The organism is Streptomyces sp. NPDC102462 (genome assembly GCF_044765425.1).
Classification (GTDB): Bacteria; Actinomycetota; Actinomycetes; order Streptomycetales; family Streptomycetaceae; genus Streptomyces.
In genome coordinates this window covers 1-20,015 of the sequence record NZ_JBIWKB010000083.1, presented here as the reverse complement: position 1 = coordinate 20,015, position 20,015 = coordinate 1, and the positions used below count along the sequence as shown (strand labels likewise).

The 20,015-nt window shown below is 72.5% G+C and carries 14 protein-coding genes; 7 read left to right on the top strand and 7 right to left on the bottom strand.

The window, feature by feature from the left end:
• Positions 1-11: 11 nt before the first annotated feature.
• From ACIRFL_RS39840 to ACIRFL_RS39830, 3 genes are read right to left on the bottom strand one after another with little or no spacing between them, the layout of a single operon-like run.
• Positions 12-986, bottom strand: coding sequence for an ABC transporter permease (locus ACIRFL_RS39840; RefSeq protein WP_404039366.1), 975 nt, complete (start codon positions 984-986; stop codon positions 12-14).
• Entirely contained in the window at positions 979-2,049 is a 1,071-nt protein-coding gene (locus tag ACIRFL_RS39835; protein WP_404039363.1) for an ABC transporter permease, read from the bottom strand. The genes ACIRFL_RS39840 and ACIRFL_RS39835 overlap by 8 nt, the downstream gene beginning before the upstream one ends.
• Positions 2,046-3,563 carry a sugar ABC transporter ATP-binding protein gene (locus ACIRFL_RS39830; RefSeq protein ID WP_404039361.1) on the bottom strand — a complete coding sequence of 506 codons (1,518 nt, stop codon included), beginning with the start codon at positions 3,561-3,563 and terminating at the stop codon, positions 2,046-2,048. The genes ACIRFL_RS39835 and ACIRFL_RS39830 overlap by 4 nt, the downstream gene beginning before the upstream one ends.
• 262 nt (positions 3,564-3,825) lie before the next feature.
• Here ACIRFL_RS39830 and rhaI point away from each other — a divergent pair, with 262 nt between their 5' ends.
• The 6 genes from rhaI (at position 3,826) to ACIRFL_RS39800 (ending at position 11,888) form a co-directional block, all read left to right on the top strand.
• Positions 3,826-4,986, top strand: a complete 1,161-nt coding sequence (gene rhaI / locus ACIRFL_RS39825) for an L-rhamnose isomerase (protein WP_404039358.1) — start codon at positions 3,826-3,828, stop codon at positions 4,984-4,986.
• 425 nt (positions 4,987-5,411) lie between these two features.
• Positions 5,412-7,448 carry a bifunctional aldolase/short-chain dehydrogenase gene (locus ACIRFL_RS39820; RefSeq protein WP_404039355.1) on the top strand — a complete coding sequence of 679 codons (2,037 nt, stop codon included), beginning with the start codon at positions 5,412-5,414 and terminating at the stop codon, positions 7,446-7,448.
• The gene (locus ACIRFL_RS39815) at positions 7,445-8,893 is read left to right on the top strand and encodes a rhamnulokinase family protein (protein WP_404039352.1); all 1,449 of its coding nucleotides are present in this window, start codon (positions 7,445-7,447) and stop codon (positions 8,891-8,893) included. The genes ACIRFL_RS39820 and ACIRFL_RS39815 overlap by 4 nt, the downstream gene beginning before the upstream one ends.
• Before the next feature lie 72 nt (positions 8,894-8,965).
• Positions 8,966-9,721: a (Fe-S)-binding protein gene (locus tag ACIRFL_RS39810; protein WP_404039350.1), complete on the top strand. Its 756-nt coding sequence runs from the start codon at positions 8,966-8,968 to the stop codon at positions 9,719-9,721.
• Positions 9,718-11,250 (top strand): LutB/LldF family L-lactate oxidation iron-sulfur protein, encoded by a 1,533-nt coding sequence (locus ACIRFL_RS39805; protein ID WP_404039347.1) that lies wholly within the window; start codon positions 9,718-9,720, stop codon positions 11,248-11,250. Before ACIRFL_RS39810 ends, ACIRFL_RS39805 begins: the two co-directional genes overlap by 4 nt.
• Positions 11,247-11,888, top strand: coding sequence for a lactate utilization protein C (locus tag ACIRFL_RS39800; RefSeq protein WP_404039344.1), 642 nt, complete (start codon positions 11,247-11,249; stop codon positions 11,886-11,888). The genes ACIRFL_RS39805 and ACIRFL_RS39800 overlap by 4 nt, the downstream gene beginning before the upstream one ends.
• Before the next feature lie 87 nt (positions 11,889-11,975).
• Here the strand turns inward: ACIRFL_RS39800 and ACIRFL_RS39795 are convergent, their stop codons facing one another.
• The gene (locus ACIRFL_RS39795; protein ID WP_404039400.1) at positions 11,976-14,993 is read right to left on the bottom strand and encodes a family 78 glycoside hydrolase catalytic domain; all 3,018 of its coding nucleotides are present in this window, start codon (positions 14,991-14,993) and stop codon (positions 11,976-11,978) included.
• A gap of 290 nt (positions 14,994-15,283) precedes the next feature.
• On the opposite strand from ACIRFL_RS39795, the gene ACIRFL_RS39790 reads away from it, so the two are divergent.
• Positions 15,284-16,438 (top strand): ABC transporter ATP-binding protein, encoded by a 1,155-nt coding sequence (locus ACIRFL_RS39790; protein WP_404039341.1) that lies wholly within the window; start codon positions 15,284-15,286, stop codon positions 16,436-16,438.
• A 70-nt stretch (positions 16,439-16,508) separates the two neighbouring features.
• On the opposite strand, the gene ACIRFL_RS39785 is transcribed toward ACIRFL_RS39790, so the two are convergent.
• From ACIRFL_RS39785 to ACIRFL_RS39775, 3 genes are all read right to left on the bottom strand, one after another.
• A complete protein-coding gene (locus ACIRFL_RS39785) occupies positions 16,509-17,429 on the bottom strand; it encodes an ABC transporter substrate-binding protein (RefSeq protein ID WP_404039338.1) in 921 nt (306 codons plus the stop codon).
• Between the two features lie 1,059 nt (positions 17,430-18,488).
• Entirely contained in the window at positions 18,489-19,160 is a 672-nt protein-coding gene (locus tag ACIRFL_RS39780; protein ID WP_404039335.1) for an ABC transporter permease, read from the bottom strand.
• A complete protein-coding gene (locus ACIRFL_RS39775; RefSeq protein ID WP_404039332.1) occupies positions 19,157-19,837 on the bottom strand; it encodes an ABC transporter permease in 681 nt (226 codons plus the stop codon). The genes ACIRFL_RS39780 and ACIRFL_RS39775 overlap by 4 nt, the downstream gene beginning before the upstream one ends.
• Between the last annotated feature and the right edge of the window lie 178 nt (positions 19,838-20,015).

The following is a 20,015-nucleotide window of genomic DNA, read 5'->3' as shown; positions in this document are numbered from 1 at the left end:
GTTCGGACTGCCTATCCGGTGGAGCGTGCGGCTCTCGCGACGGAGATCTGGCGCGCGACCCGCGGGCCGAGCACGGAGACGACGAGCAGCACACCGGTGACGACGATCTGCGACTGCGCGGAGACGTTCAGCAGGCTCATCACGTTCTGCAGCGCGCCGAGCAGGAAGACGCCCGCGATGGCACCGCCGAGCGTGCCCTTGCCGCCGTCGAAGTCGATGCCGCCGAGCAGCACCGCGGCGACGACGGAGAGTTCGAGTCCGGTGGCGTTGTCGTAGCGGGCGCTGGCGTAGTGCAGGGCCCAGAAGACGCCGGTGAGGGAGGCCATGAGGCCGGTGGCGGCGAACAGCAGGAGCTTGGCCCGCTTGACCCGGATGCCGGCGAACCGGGCGGCCTCCTCGCTGGCGCCGACCGCGAACAGCGACCGGCCGAACGGGGTGGCGTGCAGGACGACCACCGCGATGGCGAGCAGCACCAGGAAGGGCAGCAGGGCCTGCGGTACGAAGGTGTCCCCGATCCGGCCGGCCGCGAAGTCCAGGTACTGCGTGGGGAAGTCGGTGACCGCGTCGGAGCCGAGCACGATCTGGGCGATGCCCCGGTAGGCGGCGAGGGTGCCGATGGTCACGGCGAGCGACGGCAGCCCGAGCCGGGTCACCAGCAGCCCGTTGATCAGTCCGCACACCAGGCCGAGCAGCAGGCACAGCGGGATGATCGTCTCGATCGTCATGCCCTGGTTCCACAGCTTGCCCATGACGGCGCCCGACAGGCCGGCGGTGGAGGCCACCGACAGGTCGATCTCGCCGGAGACGACCAGCAGGGTCATCGGCAGGGCGATCAGCGCGATCGGGAGGGTGTTGCCGATCAGGAAGGACAGGTTCAGGGCGTTGCCGAAGCCGTCCACGAAGCCGAACGAGAGCAGCAGCAGGACGACGAGCAGCGCACCGACGACCGTGTCCCAGCGGATCGCGCGCGTCAACGACTCAGGCATGGCGGCCGTTCTCCTTGTTCGGGGCCGTCTTCTTCGCAGCCGACTTCTTCAGGGCGGAGGCCACCCGCAGCGCGACGACCCGGTCGACCGCGATGGCGAGGAGCAGCAGGATGCCGTTGATGGCGAGCACCCAGACCGAGCTGACGCCGAGGGCGGGCAGCACGCTGTTGACGGAGGTCAGCAGCAGGGCGCCGAGGGCCGCGCCGTAGACGCTGCCGGAGCCGCCGGTGAAGACGACGCCGCCGACCACGACCGCGCTGACCACGGTGAGTTCGTAGCCGTTGCCGGTGCCGGAGTCGACGTTGCCGAACCGGGCCAGGTACATCGCGCCGGCAAGGCCGGCCAGGGCGCCGCAGAAGGTGTACGCGGCCAGGATCCGCTTGCGCACCGGGATGCCGGCGAGCCGGGCGGCCTCCGGGTTGGAGCCGAGCGCGTACAGTTCGCGCCCGCTGCCGAAGTGCTTGAGGTAGTAGGCGGTGGCGACCAGCACGGCCAGCGCGATCAGGGCCAGCCACGGCACGGCGGACAGCCCGCCGGAGCCGAAGTCGACGAAGCCGCCCGGCAGGTCGGCCGCGGTGATCTGCCGGGAGCCGACCCAGATGGAGTCGATGCCGCGGATGATGTACAGCGTGCCGAGGGTGACGACGAGGGCGGGCACCTGGCCGAGGCTGACCAGCAGGCCGTTGAGGAGCCCGAAGCCGACGCCCAGCAGGACCGCGAGGACGACGGCGACGACCGGGTTGCCGCCGCTGTGCAGATAGGTGCCGGCCGCGAACGCGCTGATGCCCAGGGTGGAGCCGACCGACAGGTCGACGTTGCGGGTGATGACGACCAGCGACTGGCCGGTGGCGACCAGCACCAGGATGGTCGCGTTGAGCAGCAGGTCCTTGATGCCCTGCTCGGACAGGAACTCGCTGTTGCCCGCCTGGGTGATGGCGATCATCACCAGGAAGACGACCAGGATGGCGAGTTCGCGCATCCGGAAGACGCGGTCGACCAGGCGGGTGCCGCTGGATTTCGGCACCTCGGCGACGGGGGTCTGGTTCGGGGTGGTCACCGTCATGCGGCGGCCCTCCCCGTGGCTGCGGCCATCACGGTTTCCTCGGTGGCGTCGGAGCGGGGGATCTCGGCGGTGATCCGGCCCTCGTGCATCACGAGCACGCGGTCGGCCATGCCGAGGATCTCGGGCAGGTCGGAGGAGATCATCAGGACCGCGACGCCGTCGGCGGCCAGTTCGCCGAGCAGCCGGTGCACCTCGGACTTGGTGCCGACGTCGATGCCGCGGGTCGGCTCGTCGACGATCAGCACCTTCGGGCCGGTGGCCAGCCACTTGGCGAGCACGACCTTCTGCTGGTTGCCGCCGGAGAGCGTGGCGACGGCGTCGGCGATCCGGGCGTACTTCACCTGCAGCCTGACCGCCCAGTCGAGGGCGCGGCTGCGCTCGGCGCCGCGGTCCACGAGCCCCGCGCGCACGGTGCTGCGCAGCCCGGTCAGCCCGATGTTCCGTTCGATGGACATGTCCATCACCAGGCCCTGGGCGCGCCGGTCCTCGGGGACCAGGGCGAGCCCGGCGGCCATGGCCGCGGAGGGCGCGCCGTTGGTCAGCCGCCGGCCGGCGACCTCGACCTCGCCGGCGTCCCAGCGGTCCACGCCGAAGACCGCCCGGGCGACCTCCGTGCGGCCGGCGCCCACGAGCCCGGCGAGGCCGACGATCTCACCGCGGCGCACCTCGAAGGAGACGTCGGTGAAGACGCCCTCGCGGGTCAGCCGGCGGACGCTGAGCGCGACCTCGCCCGGCCGCACGGTCTGCTTCGGGTACAGCTCGTCGAGGTCGCGGCCGACCATGCGGCGTACCAGGTCGTCCTCGGTCATGCCGGCGAGGGGTTCGCTGGCGATCCAGGCGCCGTCGCGCAGGGTGGTCACGCGCCGGCAGATCTGGAAGATCTCCTCCAGCCGGTGCGAGATGAACAGTACGGCGGCGCCCTGCTCGCGCAGCGTCTCGACCACGCCGAAGAGGCGGGCCACCTCGCTGCCGGTCAGCGCCGCCGTCGGCTCGTCCATGATCAGGACCCGGGCGTCGAAGGACAGCGCCTTGGCGATCTCGACGATCTGCTGGTCGGCGATGGACAGGCCGCGGGCCGGGCGGTCCGGGTCGAGTTCGACACCGAGCCGCTTCATCAGGGCGGCGGTGGCCGCGTGGGTGGCCCGGTGGTCGATGCGGCCGAGGGCGCGCCGCGGCTGGCGGCCCATGAAGATGTTCTCGGCGATCGAGAGGTCGGGGAAGAGGGTGGGTTCCTGGTAGATCACGGCGATGCCGGCATCGCGGGCGTCACCGGGTCCGTGGAAGACGACGGGCTCGCCGTCGAGCAGCACCTGACCGGCGTCCGGTCGGTGCACCCCGGCGAGCGTCTTGATGAGCGTCGACTTGCCCGCGCCGTTCTCCCCGGCGAGGGCGTGCACCTCGCCGGGGAACAGCTCAAGGGAGACGTCCCGCAGGGCCCGTACGGCGCCGAAGGACTTGGAGACGTCCTTCAGCGCCAGCACCGGCGCCGGTCCCGTGTCGGACGGGTGGGTCATGGGGGCTCCTCGACGACGCCTGCGGGATGGCCCCCACGGCGTCGTGAAAGGTTTCAACTGGATTGCCGGGACGTTAGACATGGCAGCCATGTCACGTCAATGGTTCCGTGTCGAAAAACTTTCGATAGTTGAAGGTCACGGCGGGATCACGGAAAACCGGGTGAGTGGAAGAGCTTGACACCCCTTCGGAGTGCTCATAGCTTGCGGGTCTGAATCGTTTCACCCGCTCAGCCGTTCCAACCGATTTCACGGGAGCCCTGAAGTGACCGACCTCGCCGCGGTGAAAGCCGCGCTCAAGACCCAGGCCGTCGAGACGCCGTCGTGGGCGTACGGCAACTCGGGGACCCGTTTCAAGGTGTTCGCCCAGCAGGGCGTTCCGCGCTCGCCGCGGGAGAAGCTGGACGACGCGGCGCAGGTGCACGCCTTCACCGGGGTCGCGCCGACCGTCGCCCTGCACATCCCCTGGGACACCGTCGACGACTACGCCGCCCTCGCCGGGTACGCCGAGGAGCGCGGGCTGCGGCTCGGCGCTATCAACTCCAACACCTTCCAGGACGACGACTACCGGCTGGGCAGCATCTGCCATCCGGACGCCGCGGTGCGCCGCAAGGCGATCGGCCATCTGCTCGAATGCGTCGACATCATGGACGCCACCGGCTCGCAGGACCTGAAGCTGTGGTTCGCCGACGGCACCAACTACCCCGGCCAGGACGATCTGCGCGGCCGCCAGGACCGGCTCGCCGAAGGGCTCGCCGAGGTGTACGCACGGCTCGGCGACGGGCAGCGGATGCTGCTCGAGTACAAGTTCTTCGAGCCCGCCTTCTACGCCACGGACGTGCCCGACTGGGGCACCGCGTACGCCCACTGCCTCAAGCTCGGGCCGAAGGCGCAGGTCGTGGTGGACACGGGGCACCATGCGCCGGGCACCAACATCGAGTTCATCGTGGCCACGCTGCTGCGCGAGGGCAAGCTCGGCGGATTCGACTTCAACTCGCGCTTCTACGCCGACGACGACCTGATGGTCGGTGCGGCCGACCCGTTCCAGCTGTTCCGGATCATGTACGAGGTGGTGCGCGGGGGCGGGTTCACCGCCGACGTGGCGTTCATGCTGGACCAGTGCCACAACATCGAGCCGAAGGTGCCGGCCATCATCCGGTCGGTGATGAACGTCCAGGAGGCCACCGCGAAGGCGCTCCTGGTGGACGCGGAGGCGCTGGCCGCCGCGCAGCGGGCCGAGGACGTGCTCGGCGCGAACGGCGTGCTGATGGACGCGTACAACACGGATGTGCGGCCGTTGCTGGCCGAGGTGCGCGAGGAGATGGGGCTTGACCCCGATCCGATGGGCGCGTATGCCCGGTCCGGGTGGGCCGAGAAGATCGCGGCGGAGCGCGTCGGCGGGCAGCAGGCGGGGTGGGGCGCGTAGCGCTCCGCTGGGTTGGCCGGGATGCGGCGTCGGCCCGGTTGTGGCGTTGGCCCGGTTGTGGCGTTGGCCCGGTTGTGGCGTTGGCCGTGCGGCGTCAGCGCCGATGCGTCGTCAGCGCCGATGCGTCGTCAGCAGCGATGGGTCGTCAGTCGTGTGCGGGTGCGTTGTGGCTGGTCGCGCAGTTCCCCGCGGGGGGCTCCGCCGGGGGCCGGGGGGGTCGGTGGTTGGCTGCGGGTGCGTTGTGGCTGGTCGCGCAGTTCCCCGCGCCCCTTCGGGGCCCGGAGCGGTCCGTGGGCGGCTGCGGGTGGGCCATGGCTCGGCGCGCCGTTCCTCGTGCCCCTTTGGGGCGCCGCCATCAGGGGCCGGTGCCGTCAGGGTTCCGGGTTTTCTTTCTCTTCTTCACTTCCAGTAAGGACTGAACGTTCATGACGCACCTTGAAGTTGCCGGTCTGTTGGCTCGGTCGCATCGGCTGGGCGCTGATCCGCGCAACACCAACTACGCCGGCGGCAACGCGTCGGCGAAGGGCACCGCGACCGACCCCGTCACCGGCGGCGACGTCGAGTTGATGTGGGTCAAGGGGTCCGGCGGAGACCTCGGCACGCTCACCGAGGCCGGGCTCGCCGTGCTGCGCCTCGACCGGCTGCGCGCGCTCACCGGTGTCTACCCGGGCGTGGAGCGCGAGGACGAGATGGTCGCCGCGTTCGACTACTGCCTGCACGGCAAGGGCGGGGCGGCGCCGTCCATCGACACCGCGATGCACGGGCTGGTGGACGCCCCGCACGTGGACCATCTGCACCCCGACTCGGGCATCGCGCTGGCCTGCGCGGCGGACGGCGAGAAGCTGACCGCCGAGTGCTTCGGCGACACCGTGGTGTGGGTGCCGTGGCGGCGGCCCGGGTTCCAGCTCGGGCTGGACATCGCGGCCGTCAAGGAGGCCAACCCGCAGGCGATCGGCTGTGTCCTCGGCGGGCACGGGATCACCGCCTGGGGCGACACCGCCGAGGAGTGCGAGCGCAACTCGCTGCACATCATCCGCACCGCGGAGACCTTCCTCGCGCAGCGGGGCAGGGCGGAGCCGTTCGGGCCGGTGATCGAGGGCTACGAAGCCCTGCCCGAGGCCGAGCGGCGGGAGCGGGCCGCCGCGCTCGCGCCGTACGTGCGGGCCGTCGCCTCCCAGGACCGGCCGCAGGTCGGGCACTTCACCGACTCCGACGTCGTGCTCGACTTCCTCGCCCGGGCCGAGCACCCGCGGCTCGCGGCGCTCGGCACCTCGTGCCCCGACCACTTCCTGCGCACCAAGGTGCGTCCGCTGGTCCTGGACGTGGCGCCGTCCGCGCCGCTGGAGGAGGCGGTCGCCCGGCTGGCCGAGCTGCACGCCGAGTACCGCGAGCAGTACGCCGCCTACTACGAGCGACACGCCCTGCCGGACTCCCCCGCGATGCGCGGCGCCGACCCGGCGATCGTGCTCGTGCCCGGCGTCGGCATGTTCAGCTTCGGCAAGGACAAGCAGACGGCCCGGGTGGCGGGCGAGTTCTACGTCAACGCGATCAACGTGATGCGCGGTGCGGAGGCGGTCTCGGCGTACGCGCCGATCGACGAGGCGGAGAAGTTCCGCATCGAGTACTGGGCGCTCGAAGAGGCCAAGCTCCAGCGGATGCCGCAGCCCAGGCCGCTGGCCACCCGGGTGGCGCTGGTGACGGGCGCGGGCAGCGGGATCGGCAGGGCGATCGCGCACCGGCTGGCGGCCGAGGGCGCGTGCGTCGTCGTCGCCGACGTCAACGCGGACGGCGCCGCCGAGGTCGCCGAGGAACTGGGCGGGCCCGACAAGGCCGTCGCCGTGACCGTGGACGTCACCGACGAGCAGCAGATCGCGGACGCCTTCAAGGCGGCGCTGCTGGCCTTCGGCGGCGTCGACCTCGTCGTCAACAACGCCGGGATCTCCGTCTCCAAGCCGCTCCTGGAGACCTCCACGAGGGACTGGGACCTCCAGCACGACATCATGGCCCGTGGGTCCTTCCTCGTCTCGCGCGAGGCGGCGCGGGTGATGATCCCGCAGCGGCTCGGCGGCGACATCGTCTACATCGCCTCGAAGAACGCCGTGTTCGCCGGACCCAACAACATCGCCTACTCCGCGACCAAGGCCGACCAGGCCCACCAGGTCCGGCTGCTGGCGGCCGAGCTGGGCGAGCACGGTATCCGGGTCAACGGGGTCAACCCGGACGGGGTGGTGCGCGGCTCCGGGATCTTCGCGGGCGGCTGGGGCGCCCAGCGGGCCGCCGTGTACGGCGTCGAGGAGGAGAAGCTGGGCGAGTTCTACGCGCAGCGGACCATCCTCAAGCGGGAGGTGCTGCCCGAGCACGTGGCGAACGCCGTGTTCGCGCTCACCGGCGGGCAGCTCACCCACACCACCGGGCTGCACATCCCGGTCGACGCGGGCGTGGCGGCCGCGTTCCTGCGATGAGCGCTGCCGTCCGGGCGTACGCTGCGGTCGACCTCGGCGCCTCCAGCGGGCGCGTGATGGTCGGCCGCGTCGGCCACGACACGCTGGAGCTGCGCGAGGCGCACCGCTTCGGCAACCGGCCCGTCCGGCTGCCGGAGGGGCTGCGCTGGGACGTCCTGGCCCTGTACGCGGGGGTGCTGGAGGGGCTGCGGGCGGCCGGCCGGGTGGATTCGGTCGGCATCGACAGCTGGGCCGTCGACTACGGCCTGCTGGACGCCGACGGCGCCCTCCTCGGCAACCCGGTGCACTACCGCGACCCGCGCACCGAGGGCGTTGCGGAGAAGGTGTGGGCGACGGTCCCGGCGGCCGAGCTGTACGCGGCCACCGGGGTGCAGTACGCGCCCTTCAACACGCTGTACCAGCTGGCCGCCGCCCGCTCGACCGACCAGTTCGCGCACGCGGCGCGCCTGTTGCTGATCCCCGATCTGCTGGCGTACTGGCTGACCGGGCAGCAGGGCACCGAGCTGACCAACGCCTCCACCACCCAGCTCGTCGACCCGCGCACCGGCACCTGGGCGCACGCGGTCGCGGACCGGCTGGGCATCGACCTCGGGCTGTTCGCCCCGCTGCGCAGGCCCGGCGATCCGGCGGGCCTGCTGCGCGCCGAGGTGCTGGAGGAGACCGGCCTGACCGGTCCGGTGCCGCTGACCACGGTCGCCTCGCACGACACCGCGTCCGCGGTGGCCGCCGTACCGGCCGGGGGCGAACGCTTCGCCTACATCTGCACCGGCACCTGGTCCCTGGCGGGCCTGGAACTGACCGCGCCGGTGCTGACGGAGCAGAGCCGGGCCGCCAACTTCACCAATGAGCTGGGTCTTGACGGCACGGTCCGCTATCTGCGCAACATCATGGGCCTGTGGCTGCTCCAGGAGTCCGTACGGGCCTGGGGCGACCCGGACCTCGGCGGGCTGCTGCGGGACGCGGCCGAGGTGCCGGCGCTGCGATCGGTGGTGGACGCGGGTGACGCGGCCTTCCTCGCGCCCGGGCGGATGCCGGACCGGATCGCCGAGGCCTGCCGGGCGTCCGGGCAGCCGGTGCCGCGGACCCCGGCCGAGGTCACCCGGTGCATCCTGGACTCCCTGGCGCTCGCCCATCGCCGGGCCGTCGCGGACGCCGAGCGGCTGGCCGACCACCCCGTCGACGTGGTGCACATCGTCGGCGGCGGCACCCGCAACGCGCTGCTGTGCCAGCTCACCGCGGACGCCTGCGGGCTGCCGGTGGTGGCGGGGCCGACGGAGGCGGCGGCCCTCGGCAACGTGCTGGTCCAGGCCCGCGCCCACGGGCTCGTCGGGGACCGCGCCGCCATGCGCGCGCTGCTGGCCCGCACCCAGCCGCTGACCCGCTACGAGCCGCGGGGCGACGCCGCGCGATGGCGGGAGGCGGAGGCGCGGCTCACCGCGAGGTGAGCCGGGTCTCGCCCGGCGGGGCGCCGCCCATTACCCTGCACTCATCGGATGATCGATCACAAGGGAGCCGCGATGCGTGTCGCACTGTTCCTGACCTGTGTCAACGACACGCTCTATCCGGACACGGGTCGCGCGGTGGTGAAGCTGCTGACCAGGTTGGGTGTCGACGTGGACTTCCCGCTGGCCCAGACCTGCTGCGGACAGGCCCACTACAACACCGGCTACCGGCATGAGGCGGAACCGATGGCCCGGCACTTCTCCGATGTCTTCGGGGAGTACGAGGCGATCGTGACGCCGTCCGGCTCCTGCGGGGCGATGGTGCGGGAGCTGTATCCGCGGATGGGCGAGCGGGCCCGGGCGGAGGGCCGCGGTGACTCGCTCGCCGCCACGCTCGCGCCCGTCGTGCCCAAGACGTACGAGCTGACGGAGTTCCTGGTGGACGTGCTGGGGGTGACGGACGTCGGGGCGTACTACCCGCACCGGGTGACCTACCACCCGACCTGTCACGGACTGCGCGGCCTGGGGCTCGGCGACCGGCCCCGCCGGCTGCTCGACGCGGTGCGGGGCCTTGAGCTGGTCGAGCTGCCGGGCGCCGAGGAGTGCTGCGGCTTCGGCGGCACATTCGCGCTGAAGAACGCCGACGTGTCGGCGGCGATGGGCGAGGACAAGGTGCGCAACGCCGAGGCGACGGGCGCGCAGGTGCTGTGCGCGGCCGACAACTCCTGTCTGATGCACATCGGCGGGACGATGACCCGTCTGAAGTCCGGCCTGCGGCCGGTCCACATCGCTGAGATCCTGGCGAGCACCGAGGAGGAACCGGCGCCATGAGCGGGACGTTCGTCGGCATGCCGGCGTTTCCGAAGGCCGCGCACGAGGCGGTCGGCAACGCGACGCTGCGGGGCAATCTGCGGCACGCCACGCACACCATCCGCGCCAAGCGGGCGAAGGCCGTCGCGGAGGTGTCCGACTGGGCGCAGCTGCGCGAGGCCGGTAAACGGATCAAGGACCATACGCTCCGTCATCTCGACGCGTATCTCGTCCAGTTGGAGGAATCGGTGACCGCCGCGGGCGGCGTCGTGCACTGGGCGGCGGACGCCGAGGAGGCCAACCGGATCGTCGCCCGACTGGTCAAGGAGACCGGCGAGTCGGAGGTCGTGAAGGTCAAGTCGATGGCCACGCAGGAGATCGGGCTCAACGAAGCCCTGCTGGCCGAGGGCATCCACGCCTATGAGACCGATCTCGCGGAGCTGATCGTGCAGTTGGGCAGGGACCGGCCCTCGCACATCCTGGTTCCGGCCATCCACCGCAACCGCGGCGAGATCCGCGACATCTTCCGCGCGGAGATGGGCGAGTGGGGCCGTCCGGCCCCCGACGGTCTGACCGACTCGCCCGCCGAGCTGGCCGAGGCCGCCCGGCTGCATCTGCGGGAGAAGTTCCTGCGCGCCAAGGTGGGCATCTCGGGTGCCAACTTCATGGTCGCGGAGACCGGCACGCTGGTGGTCGTGGAGTCCGAGGGCAACGGCCGGATGTGCCTGACCCTGCCCGAGACGCTGATCTCGGTGGTCGGCATCGAGAAGATCGTGCCGACGTGGCGGGACCTGGAGGTGTTCCTGCAGACGCTGCCCCGCTCCTCGACGGCCGAGCGGATGAACCCGTACACGTCGATGTGGACGGGCACCGCCGACGAGGACGGTCCGCGCGTCTTCCATCTGGTGCTGCTCGACAACGGCCGCACCGACACCCTGGCCGACGAGGTGGGCCGGCAGGCGCTGCGCTGCATCCGCTGCTCGGCCTGTCTGAACGTGTGCCCGGTGTACGAGCGGGCGGGCGGGCACGCCTACGGCTCGGTGTACCCGGGTCCGATCGGCGCCATCCTCAGTCCCCAACTGCGGGGCACGGCCAGCGAGATCGACGCCTCGCTGCCGTACGCGTCCTCGCTGTGCGGGGCCTGCTACGAGGTGTGCCCGGTGGCCATCGACATCCCCGAGGTGCTGGTGCACCTGCGGGAGCGGGTCGTCGAGGGCGGCCCGGCGACCCGTGAGGGCAACAAGGTGGTGCTGCGGCCGGCCAAGGGGCACGCGGCGGAACGGGCCGCGATGCGGGCGGCCCGCTGGGCGTTGACGCACCCCGGGACGCTGCGCACGGGTCAGCGGCTGGCCTCCCGCACCCGCCGGCTGCACCCGCGCACCCTGCCAGGACCCGGCCGGGCGTGGAGCGCCACCCGGGATCTGCCGGCGGTGCCGGCGGAGCCGTTCCGCGACTGGTGGCAGCGCACCCGGGGCACGACCGGAGCAACCGGCACACACAGTGCGCCCGGCACACACGGAACCGACGGCGGGAAGGGGGCCGCGCGGTGAGCGGCAGGGAACGGATCCTGGGCCGGGTGCGGCGCGCGCTCGCCGACGTGCCGGCCGACGACCCGCCCTACGAACGGGCCGTCGCCCGGGACTATCTGCGGGCGCACGGGGAGCGCGACGCCGCGCAGACGGTGGATCTGCTCGCGGAGAACCTCGCCGACTACCGGGCGCTCGTGCACCGCTGCGCGGCCGGTGAACTGCCCGCGCTGATCGCCGGCTTGCTGGCGGACCGCGGGGCGAGGTCGGTGCTGGTGCCGCCCGGTCTCGACGCGGGCTGGCTCGCGGCGACGGACGTCGCCCGGGTCGCCGACCGGGCCGAGAGCACCGCGCGCGAACTCGACGGGGTCGACAGCGTGGTCACGGCGTGCGCGGTGGCGATCGCCGAGACCGGCACCATCGTGCTGGACGGTGCGCCGGACCAGGGCCGGCGTCGGATCACTCTGGTCCCGGACCACCACATCTGTGTGGTCCGGGTCCCCGAGCAGGTCGTCTCGGCCGTGCCGCAGGCGCTCGAACGCCTCGATCCGCAGCGGCCGTCGACCTGGATCTCCGGCCCGTCGGCGACCAGCGACATCGAACTGGACCGGGTGGAGGGGGTGCACGGGCCCCGGACGCTGGAGGTCGTCCTGGTCGGCTGAGGACCGCCCTCGACCAGGCCCGCACGGTGTGCCGTGCGGGCCCGGTCCGCGTCCGGCCCCGCCTCGGCGGTCGGCCCTGCGCTGCGGTCAGCCCTGCGCGGCGGTCAGTTCGTAACGGCCGGACGGCAGCCGGTAGTCGGCGATCCCGTCGGCGAAGCCCACGAACTCGACGCCGGGCACCCGGGACAGCGGGGTGCGCCCCTCCCGCACGGTGTGCGGTCCGGTGGCCGGGATGCGCAGGGTCGCCGTGCTGTTGGCGGGGACGGCGGCCCGGTAGTGCAGCGTGCGGTCCCGCACCGACCAGGCGCTGACGATCTGCCCGTACGGCGACAGGTGCGAGCCGGACACCTGGGTGATCCTTCCGGTGGGGTCCGGGTGCGGGCGCAGGAAGAAGTGCTGGAAGCCCGGGTGGTCCGGGTCCTTGGCGATGCCGGCCATGCTCTCGTACATCCACTCCATGATCGCGCCGTAGGAGTAGTGGTTGAACGAGTTCATCTCGACCGGGCCGAAACCGTCCTGCTCGGAGTAGGAGTTCCAGCGCTCCCAGACCGTCGTGGCGCCGTTGTCCACGGAGTACAGCCAGGAGGGCATCGCGTTCTGGTGGACCAGCCGGTACGCGAGGTCAGCGCGCCCCTCGTCGGTCAGCACCGGGGCGAGCACGTTCACCCCGAGGAAGCCCACGGCCAGGGTGTTCTCCGCGTACTGGACACGGGTGCTGCCGGGGTGGGCGGCCTTGTAGGCGGCGTCGTTGCCGATGTTGTCGGCGAGCAGCGCGACGAGGGCGCGGCGCTGGGCCTCGGTGTCGTAGAAACCGAGCTTGAGGACCCACAGCAGGGCGGTCTGGCTGTCGTCCTCGGGGTCGGGGCCGTTGATCGGCTTGCCGCCCAGGCTGGAGCGTACGGTGAGCCGTGCGCCGTCGGTGACGAGGTACTTCGCGATGAAGGCCCGCTTGATATCGGCGAACAGGCCCTCGTACGCGTCCGCTTCGCGGGCCCGCCCGGTCGCCCGGGCCATCTGGGCCATCAACCGGGTCACATACCCGTAGTAGACGTCGCTGATCAGCTGGGTGCCGGTGCTCTGCGGGGCCAGCCAGTCGGCGAAGAGGGCGCCCTGACCCGCGTGGCTGTCGCCGCCCCTGCGCCGGATCCAGTCCAGGTAGCGGGTCATCGCCTCCCAGCTGCGGTCGACGATGGTCCGGTCGCCGCTCATCTGCCACACCGTCCAGGGCACGATCACCCCGCAGTCCGCCCAGCCGCTCACCGGGGCGGCGGCGTTGTAGCGGTTGCCGGGGGCGACCGCGGTGAACTGGGCGCCGTCGAGGCCGTAGATGCGCTGCGAGTCGATCAGGTTCTCCTCGAAGTGGCTGAGGAACGCGACGGCGTCGGCGTTGTACAGCCCGGTGTTGCAGAACAGCTGGGTGTCGCCGGTCCAGCCCAGCCGCTCGTCGCGCTGCGGGCAGTCGGTGGGCACCCACAGGTAGTTGCCGCGCTGGCCCCAACGCACGTTGGAGATCAGCTGGTTGACCTTGTCGTCGTCGGTGGCGACGGAGCCGATGTCACGGATCGCCGAGGTGGCGACCCTGCCGGTCAGGCCGGTGACGGTGACCCGGTCCGTCGCGGTCACGGAGACATAGCGGAAGCCGTAGAAGGTCAGGGAGTCCTGGTGGGTCTCGGCCCGGCCGCCGCCCCGCAGGACATAGGTGCTGGTGGCCTTCGCGCCGCGCAGGTTGGCCCGGTACACGGAGCCGGCCGGGCCGTCGGCGCCCGGGCTGTCGTCGTTGAGCATCTCGCCGAAGCGGAAGGCGACTTCGGTGCCCGCGGCGCCGCGCAGCGTGTAGCGGGGGACGCCGACCAGGTTCTGGCCGAGGTCGAAGACCGCCGTCTCGCCGGGGCCGATGGTCACCTCGGCGGTGGCCGCCCGTTCGGGGTCGGTGACCGTGCGGGCCGGGTCGGCGACGACACGGCCCCTGCCGTTACGGCTGCCGGCCTCGCCGGTGACGCCCGTGACGACGGTGACCGAGCGGGGTCTGCGGTCCCACTCGGGCATCAGCCGGGCGCTCTCGCCCGGGTAGGCGACCAGCTTCGCGGCGGGGAACGCGGCGGCGAAACCGTGCTCCTCGACGCCGGTCCAGCCGGTGGCGTCGAAGCCGTTCGCGTTCCAGCCGGGCAGTTCCCTGCGGGCGTCGTAGGTCTGGCCGTCGTAGATGTCGTCGGCGCGGTACGGGCCCTGGTCCGTGGCACGCCAGTCGTCGCCGGGTTCGGTGACGACCGTCTGGGTGGTGCCGTCGGCGTAGCGGACGAGCAGTTTGGCCTTGAGGGCGAGCGGGTTGCCGGCCGGCTTGTAGTAGGTGCTGCCCTCGGAGACACGGGAGTTGTACCAGCCGTTGCCGAGCACCGCGGCGAGCGTGACCTGCCGTTCGCCCGCCACCAGCCCGGTGACGTCGTAGGTCAGATAGCTGATCCGGCTGTCGTAGTTCGTCCAGCCCGGGGCGAGCAGTTCGTAGGTGCTGCCGGCGCCCTGGGGCACCGCGACCCGGCGGCCGTTGACGTAGGCGTCGTACACGCCGAGGGCCGAGACGTACAGCCGGGCCTCGCGCACCCGGCGGCCGGTGAGCGCCGTCTGTCTGCGCAGCAGCGGCGCTCCGGCGCTGTGCGGCCGCTTGCCCGCCATGGTGATCCACTTGGCGCCGTCCCAGCCGGTGACGCCGTCGGTGCCGAGCAGGCCGGTCTCGAAGCGGGCGGGCGGGGCGGTGGCCGAGCGGCCGTCCTCGTGCCAGACCGTCACCGTCCAGTGGTAGCGGGTGGCGGCGGCCAGCGGTGGGCCGCCGTAGGGCACCGCGACCGAGTCCGCCGAGGCGGTCTTGCCGCTGTCCCAGACGTCCGGTCGGCCGTCGGTCAGCCGGGCGGGGGCTGAGGCCACCCGGATGCGGTAGGCGAGCTGGCGGCGGCCCCGTACCGCCGAGTCCGTGCGCCAGCCGAACCGGGGCCGGTCCGCGTCGACGCCGAGCGGATCGGTGCGGTGCTCCACCGTCAGACCGGTCACCTCGCCGCGTGCGGCGCCGGGCGCGGCCCCCGCGGTGCCGGCGCCGCCGACGCCGCCCGCCATGGCTATCGGTACGGCTCCCAGAGCCGTGGTCAGAACCGTCCTTCGTCGCACTCCGTCAGTCACGCCGTCATCCCTTCGGCCGGTCTGAGTTGTCTCGGAGTTGTATCGATTCAATACGGTCGACGGTTGAAGCTAGCGGCGGGCGTGAGGGGTGTCCAGGACTCGTGCAGGACGAAAAATCCCCGGATTACGGCGCCCGAGCCGCACAGGCTGGGCACTTCGGAGATCGGTTTGAAACTTTTCAAAAACGGAGTCGGGCATGCCGGATGCGGCGCGGCTAGCGTGGGGTGATGATCCGGTTCGAGCAGGTCACCAAGCGGTACCCGGACGGTACGACGGCCGTGGACGGCCTCTCCTTCGAGGTGTCCGAGGGCGAACTGGTCACGCTGGTGGGCCCGTCCGGCTGCGGCAAGACCACGACCATGATGATGGTCAACCGGCTCATCGATCCGACCTCCGGACGCGTCCTCGTGAGCGGTGAGGACGTCGCCGCGGTCGACCCGGTACGGCTGCGCCGCCGGATCGGGTACGTCATCCAGCAGGTGGGCCTGTTCCCGCACCGCACGATCCTCGACAACACCGCGACCGTCCCCGCCCTGCTCGGCTGGAAGAAGGCGAAGGCGCGGGCGCGGGCCGCCGAACTGCTCGACCTGGTGGGGCTGGACCCGGCCGTCCACGGGCCGCGCTATCCGGACCAGTTGTCGGGCGGGCAGCGGCAGCGGGTCGGCGTGGCGCGGGCGCTCGCGGCCGACCCGCCGGTGCTGCTCATGGACGAGCCGTTCGGGGCGGTCGACCCGGTGGTGCGCGAGCAGTTGCAGGAGGAGTTCCTGCGCATGCAGGCCGCGGTGCGCAAGACGGTGCTGCTGGTCACGCACGACATCGAGGAGGCGGTGCGGCTCGGCGACCGGATCGCGGTGTACGGGCAGGGCCGGATCGAGCAGTTCGACACGCCCGGCGCGGTGCTGGGCACGCCCGCGACCGACTACGTGGCCTCGTTCGTCGGCGCCGACCGGGGGCTGAAGCGGCTGTCGGTCACCGCGATCGAACCGGACGACCTGGAGCAGCCGCCCGTGGCCCGCCTCGACGAGCCCGCCGAACGCGCCCGGGAGCGGCTGCGGGCCGAGGGGGCGCGCTGGGCCGTCGTCCTGGACGCGCACGGCGACCTGCACGGCTGGGTGGGCATCGACGGGCTCGCGGCGGGCGGGCCCGTCGGCCGGCTCGCGCACCGGATGACGGCCTGGGTGCCGGTGGGGGCGCCGCTGAAGCAGGCGTTCGGGGTGATGCTGCAGTACGACGCCGGGTGGGTCGCGGTGCTCGACGGCGCGCGTTTCCTCGGGGTGCTGACCCCGGCCAAGCTGCACGAGGCGCTGCGCCGCTCGGTGGACGCGGACGCCCGCGGCGTACCGCGCCGCCAGGTGCCCTTCGACTCGGTGGCGGACGCCTGACCGCTCGCGCCACGGCCGGTCGGGGGCGTGGGCGGGGCGCGCGGCCGAGGGGGTCCGGTGGGGTGGGGGGCTACTTCAGCAGGTGCTTGTCGCGCAGATAGGTTCGGGCCACGTCCGCGGGCAGTCGGCGCCAGCTGTCCACCTGTTCGTTCATGGCGGCCAGGTCCGCCGTGGTGAGGACGTCGTTGAGCCTGCCGAGCGCCGTGGTGACGCCCGCACCGCCCGCGCGGGCGCGGTTGACCACGGGGACGACGTAGTCGGCGTTCTGCAGGTGCTTGTCGTCGGCGAGCAGTACCAGCCCGAACTGGTCGAGGGTGGCGTCCGTGGTGGTGGTGAGCACCATCTGGTCCCGACCGCTCTGCACGGCCCGCTTGGCCTGAGTGGTGCCGACGCCCTTGGGGTCGACGCCGATGACATCGATGCCGTAGGTCTTCCTCAGCCCCGGTGCGCAGTACGGCCGCCGTACGCACTCGTCGCCCGTGGCGAGCCGCACCCCGAGCCCCGACGCGCCGAGGTCGCTGAGCGTTCGGAGCCGGTGCTCGCGGGCGTACGAGCGGGCCACCGCGAAGGCGTTCTGGTCGACCGCCCGACCGGGGTCCAGGACGGTGAGGCCGCGGGGCGTGGCGAGCCGGCGCAGGGCGGTCATGGTGGCGGCCAGGTCGGGCGAGCCGGCCGGTGCCGCCTGCGGGCCGTCGGCCTTGGCGGCCAGCCAGTCGGCGAAGGTGGCCGCGTACTCCGGTACGACGTCGATCTGGCCGGATTCCAGGGCGGGTTCGTACAGTTCGCGGTTGGCGACCGTGAGGATGGACGTGCGGTAGCCGGCCCGGTTCAGCAGCAGCGCGTACATCTGCGCGAGCAGATCGCTCTCGGTGAAGCCGGCCGATCCGATGGTCAGCCGCCGGCTGTCGCCGGGCGAGGCGGTGACCGCGCCGCGGTTCTCCAGGGAGGGCCCGGTGACACACCCGGTGAGCAGGAGCGACGCGGCCGCCACGAGGGCCGCACCGGCCGAGAGCGCCCTGGCCCACCGCGCACCGCACGGACGCCGACGGGCAGCGGCACCCCGCCGACCCCACGGCCACCCGGGACCGCGAACCGGCAACCGCCCGTACCGCCGCCCGGCGGTCCCCGCGGCCACCACGCCCGCACGACCGACCGCCGTGACACCGACGTCGGCCCGAACCGACCGGGCGACGCCGAGCAGCCGAAGCAGCGCGGACGAGCGGCGGGGCGCGGCCGCCCTGCCGGACAGGGCCGGGGGCCGGGACCCCTGAGCCGGCCCGTCCTGCGCCCGCGCCCCACGCCACGGACCGGCAACGCCCCGGCCGCTCCGCGTACGCCACCGACCCAGGACCCCCCAACACCACGCCACACCCGACCTGTCACTCACGCCTCATTCCCCCTGCCGCCCCACGGCCTGCCCCCCACGGCCTGCCGACCCCGCCACGGCCAGCCGACCGGCACAGCCTGCCGACCAGCGCATCCTGCCGACCCGCCGCGTCCCATCGATCCGCCCCAGCCTGCCGCCCCGCCACGGCATGCCGAACCACCACACCCCACCAGCCCACCAACACCAACCGGCCCACCGCAGCCTGCTGACCCACCACAGCCTGCCGACCCGCCACGCCCACTCCCCACCGCGACCTGCCGACCGGCACAGCCTGCCGACCCACACGCCCCACCAACCCGCCGCCTCCCACCGGTCCGCCGCCTCCCACCGACCGCCGCCTCCCATCGGTCCGCCGTAGCCTGCCGACCCGCCGGCCTATCGCGGCCTGCCGTCCGGCGAGGTCGCCTGCGGGCGAGCGGGGGAGGCGGAGCCCGGCGTCGTCGTTGATCCGCCGAGCATGCGTCTCCCCCGTCTCCTACGCTCCCCCGGTCTCTCACATCTCGCATGTCTCCCGATCTCCGACTTCCCGCATCTCCGGGTCTCCCACGTCTCCTCCGCTTCCCCCGTCTCCCACATCTCCTGCGCCTCCCGCATCCCGCGTCTCCCCTCGTCTCCCGTCGTGCCGTGGCTCGGGGTCGGCTGGGGACGCCGGCCGGGTCGGGGTCATCGGGGTGGTCTCAGCCGGCGTGGGGACAGGCGTTCGGCGGTTTCGAAGACGGCCTCGACGAGCAGGGCGAAGACGGCCACCAGGACCGCTCCGGCCACCACCTGCGGGGTGCTGGCGAGGTTGAAGCCCGCCGTGATGATGCGGCCGAGACCGCCCCCGCCCGCCAGCGCGGCGATGGTCGCGGTGGCGACGAGCTGGACGGCGGCGATCCGCACGCCGCCCAGGACCATCGGCAGGGCGAGCGGCAGCTCCACCCGGAACAGCAGCTGACGCCCGGTCATCCCCATCCCCCGCGCCGCCCGCACGACACCGCGGTCGACCTCACGCATGCCGACGTACGCGTTGGTGAGCAGCGGCGGCACGGCGAACAGCACCAGGGCCAGCACGGTGGGCCCCTCCCCCCAGCGGCCGACCGGGGTGAGCAGCAGCAGGACCAGCACGGCGAACGTGGGCACGGCCCGGCCGGCGTTGGAGATGTTCACCGCGAGGACACCGCCCTTGCCGAGGTGGCCGAGGACCAGGGCGACGGGCAGCGCGACGGCGCAGCTGACGGCCAGGCAGACGACGGTCAGCACGAGGTGTTGCAGCAGCCGGTGCCGGATGCCGTCCTCGCCCGTCCAGTGCGCCGGGTCGGCGAGCCAGTGCCAGGTGGCGGTGAGGGTCGTCATGCGCGGGCCGCCCGCGCCCAGGGAGTGATCAGCCACTGCACGCCGAGCAGCAGCAGATCGGCCGCGACAGCGATCAGCACGCACAGCACCGACGCCGTCAGCACCTGCGCCTTGAAGTAGGTGTTCATTCCCGCGTAGATGAGATTGCCGAGCCCTCCGAAACCGACGATCACGCCGATGGTCACCAGGGAGACCGCGGAGACCGCGGCGATGCGCAGTCCGGCCATGGCGGCGGGCAGGGCGAGCGGCAGCTCGACGGTGAGCAGCAGGCGGATCGGGCCGTAGCCCATGCCTCGCGCGGCCTGCCGGGTCTCCTCGGGGACGGCCCGCAGCCCGGCGAGGATGTTGCGGACGAGCAGGGTCAGCGAGTAGAGCACGAGCCCGGCGACGACGAGGCCGGCGGAGAGCCCGTACAGGGGCAGGAGCAGGGAGAACATGGCCAGGGACGGAATCGTGTAAAGGATCGTCGTGACCCCGAGGACGGGCCCGGCGGCCCATGCCCAGCGGCGGGCGAGCACGGCCAGCGGGACGGCGACCGCGAGGCCGATCAGCACCGAGAGGGAGGTCAGCCACACATGCTGGACCACGGCGTCGAGCAGGATGTGGCGCCGGGTGCTCAGATACGCACCGCAGATCCATTCGTTGCGCGCGAGGCAGTCGTGCGGGGGCGCGGTCACGGCTCCATTGCACCGGCGGGCCACACGGCCGGCTCGTCGTGCTGACCCGTACGGGTTTGACGTGCTCCCTGGCCTAAAGTCCAGGGATTCCGGCCTGGGTCGTCTGACCCTTCCGGGGGCTTCCTGCTTCACCGCGCTGTGCGGGCACGTGTGCCCGTCTTACCGGCGCTCCACAGGC

What these genes read in the sequence shown, in the direction of transcription:
- ACIRFL_RS39820 (WP_404039355.1), top strand. Translation starts at nt 5,412, where the DNA reads ATGACGCACCTTGAAGTTGCCGGTCTGTTGGCTCGGTCGCATCGGCTG.
- ACIRFL_RS39835 (WP_404039363.1), bottom strand. Translation starts at nt 2,049, where the DNA reads ATGACGGTGACCACCCCGAACCAGACCCCCGTCGCCGAGGTGCCGAAA.
- ACIRFL_RS39815 (WP_404039352.1), top strand. Translation starts at nt 7,445, where the DNA reads ATGAGCGCTGCCGTCCGGGCGTACGCTGCGGTCGACCTCGGCGCCTCC.
- ACIRFL_RS39830 (WP_404039361.1), bottom strand. Translation starts at nt 3,563, where the DNA reads ATGACCCACCCGTCCGACACGGGACCGGCGCCGGTGCTGGCGCTGAAG.
- ACIRFL_RS39805 (WP_404039347.1), top strand. Translation starts at nt 9,718, where the DNA reads ATGAGCGGGACGTTCGTCGGCATGCCGGCGTTTCCGAAGGCCGCGCAC.
- ACIRFL_RS39840 (WP_404039366.1), bottom strand. Translation starts at nt 986, where the DNA reads ATGCCTGAGTCGTTGACGCGCGCGATCCGCTGGGACACGGTCGTCGGT.
- ACIRFL_RS39790 (WP_404039341.1), top strand. Translation starts at nt 15,284, where the DNA reads ATGATCCGGTTCGAGCAGGTCACCAAGCGGTACCCGGACGGTACGACG.
- ACIRFL_RS39795 (WP_404039400.1), bottom strand. Translation starts at nt 14,993, where the DNA reads ATGGCGGGCGGCGTCGGCGGCGCCGGCACCGCGGGGGCCGCGCCCGGC.
- ACIRFL_RS39780 (WP_404039335.1), bottom strand. Translation starts at nt 19,160, where the DNA reads ATGACGACCCTCACCGCCACCTGGCACTGGCTCGCCGACCCGGCGCAC.
- ACIRFL_RS39810 (WP_404039350.1), top strand. Translation starts at nt 8,966, where the DNA reads ATGCGTGTCGCACTGTTCCTGACCTGTGTCAACGACACGCTCTATCCG.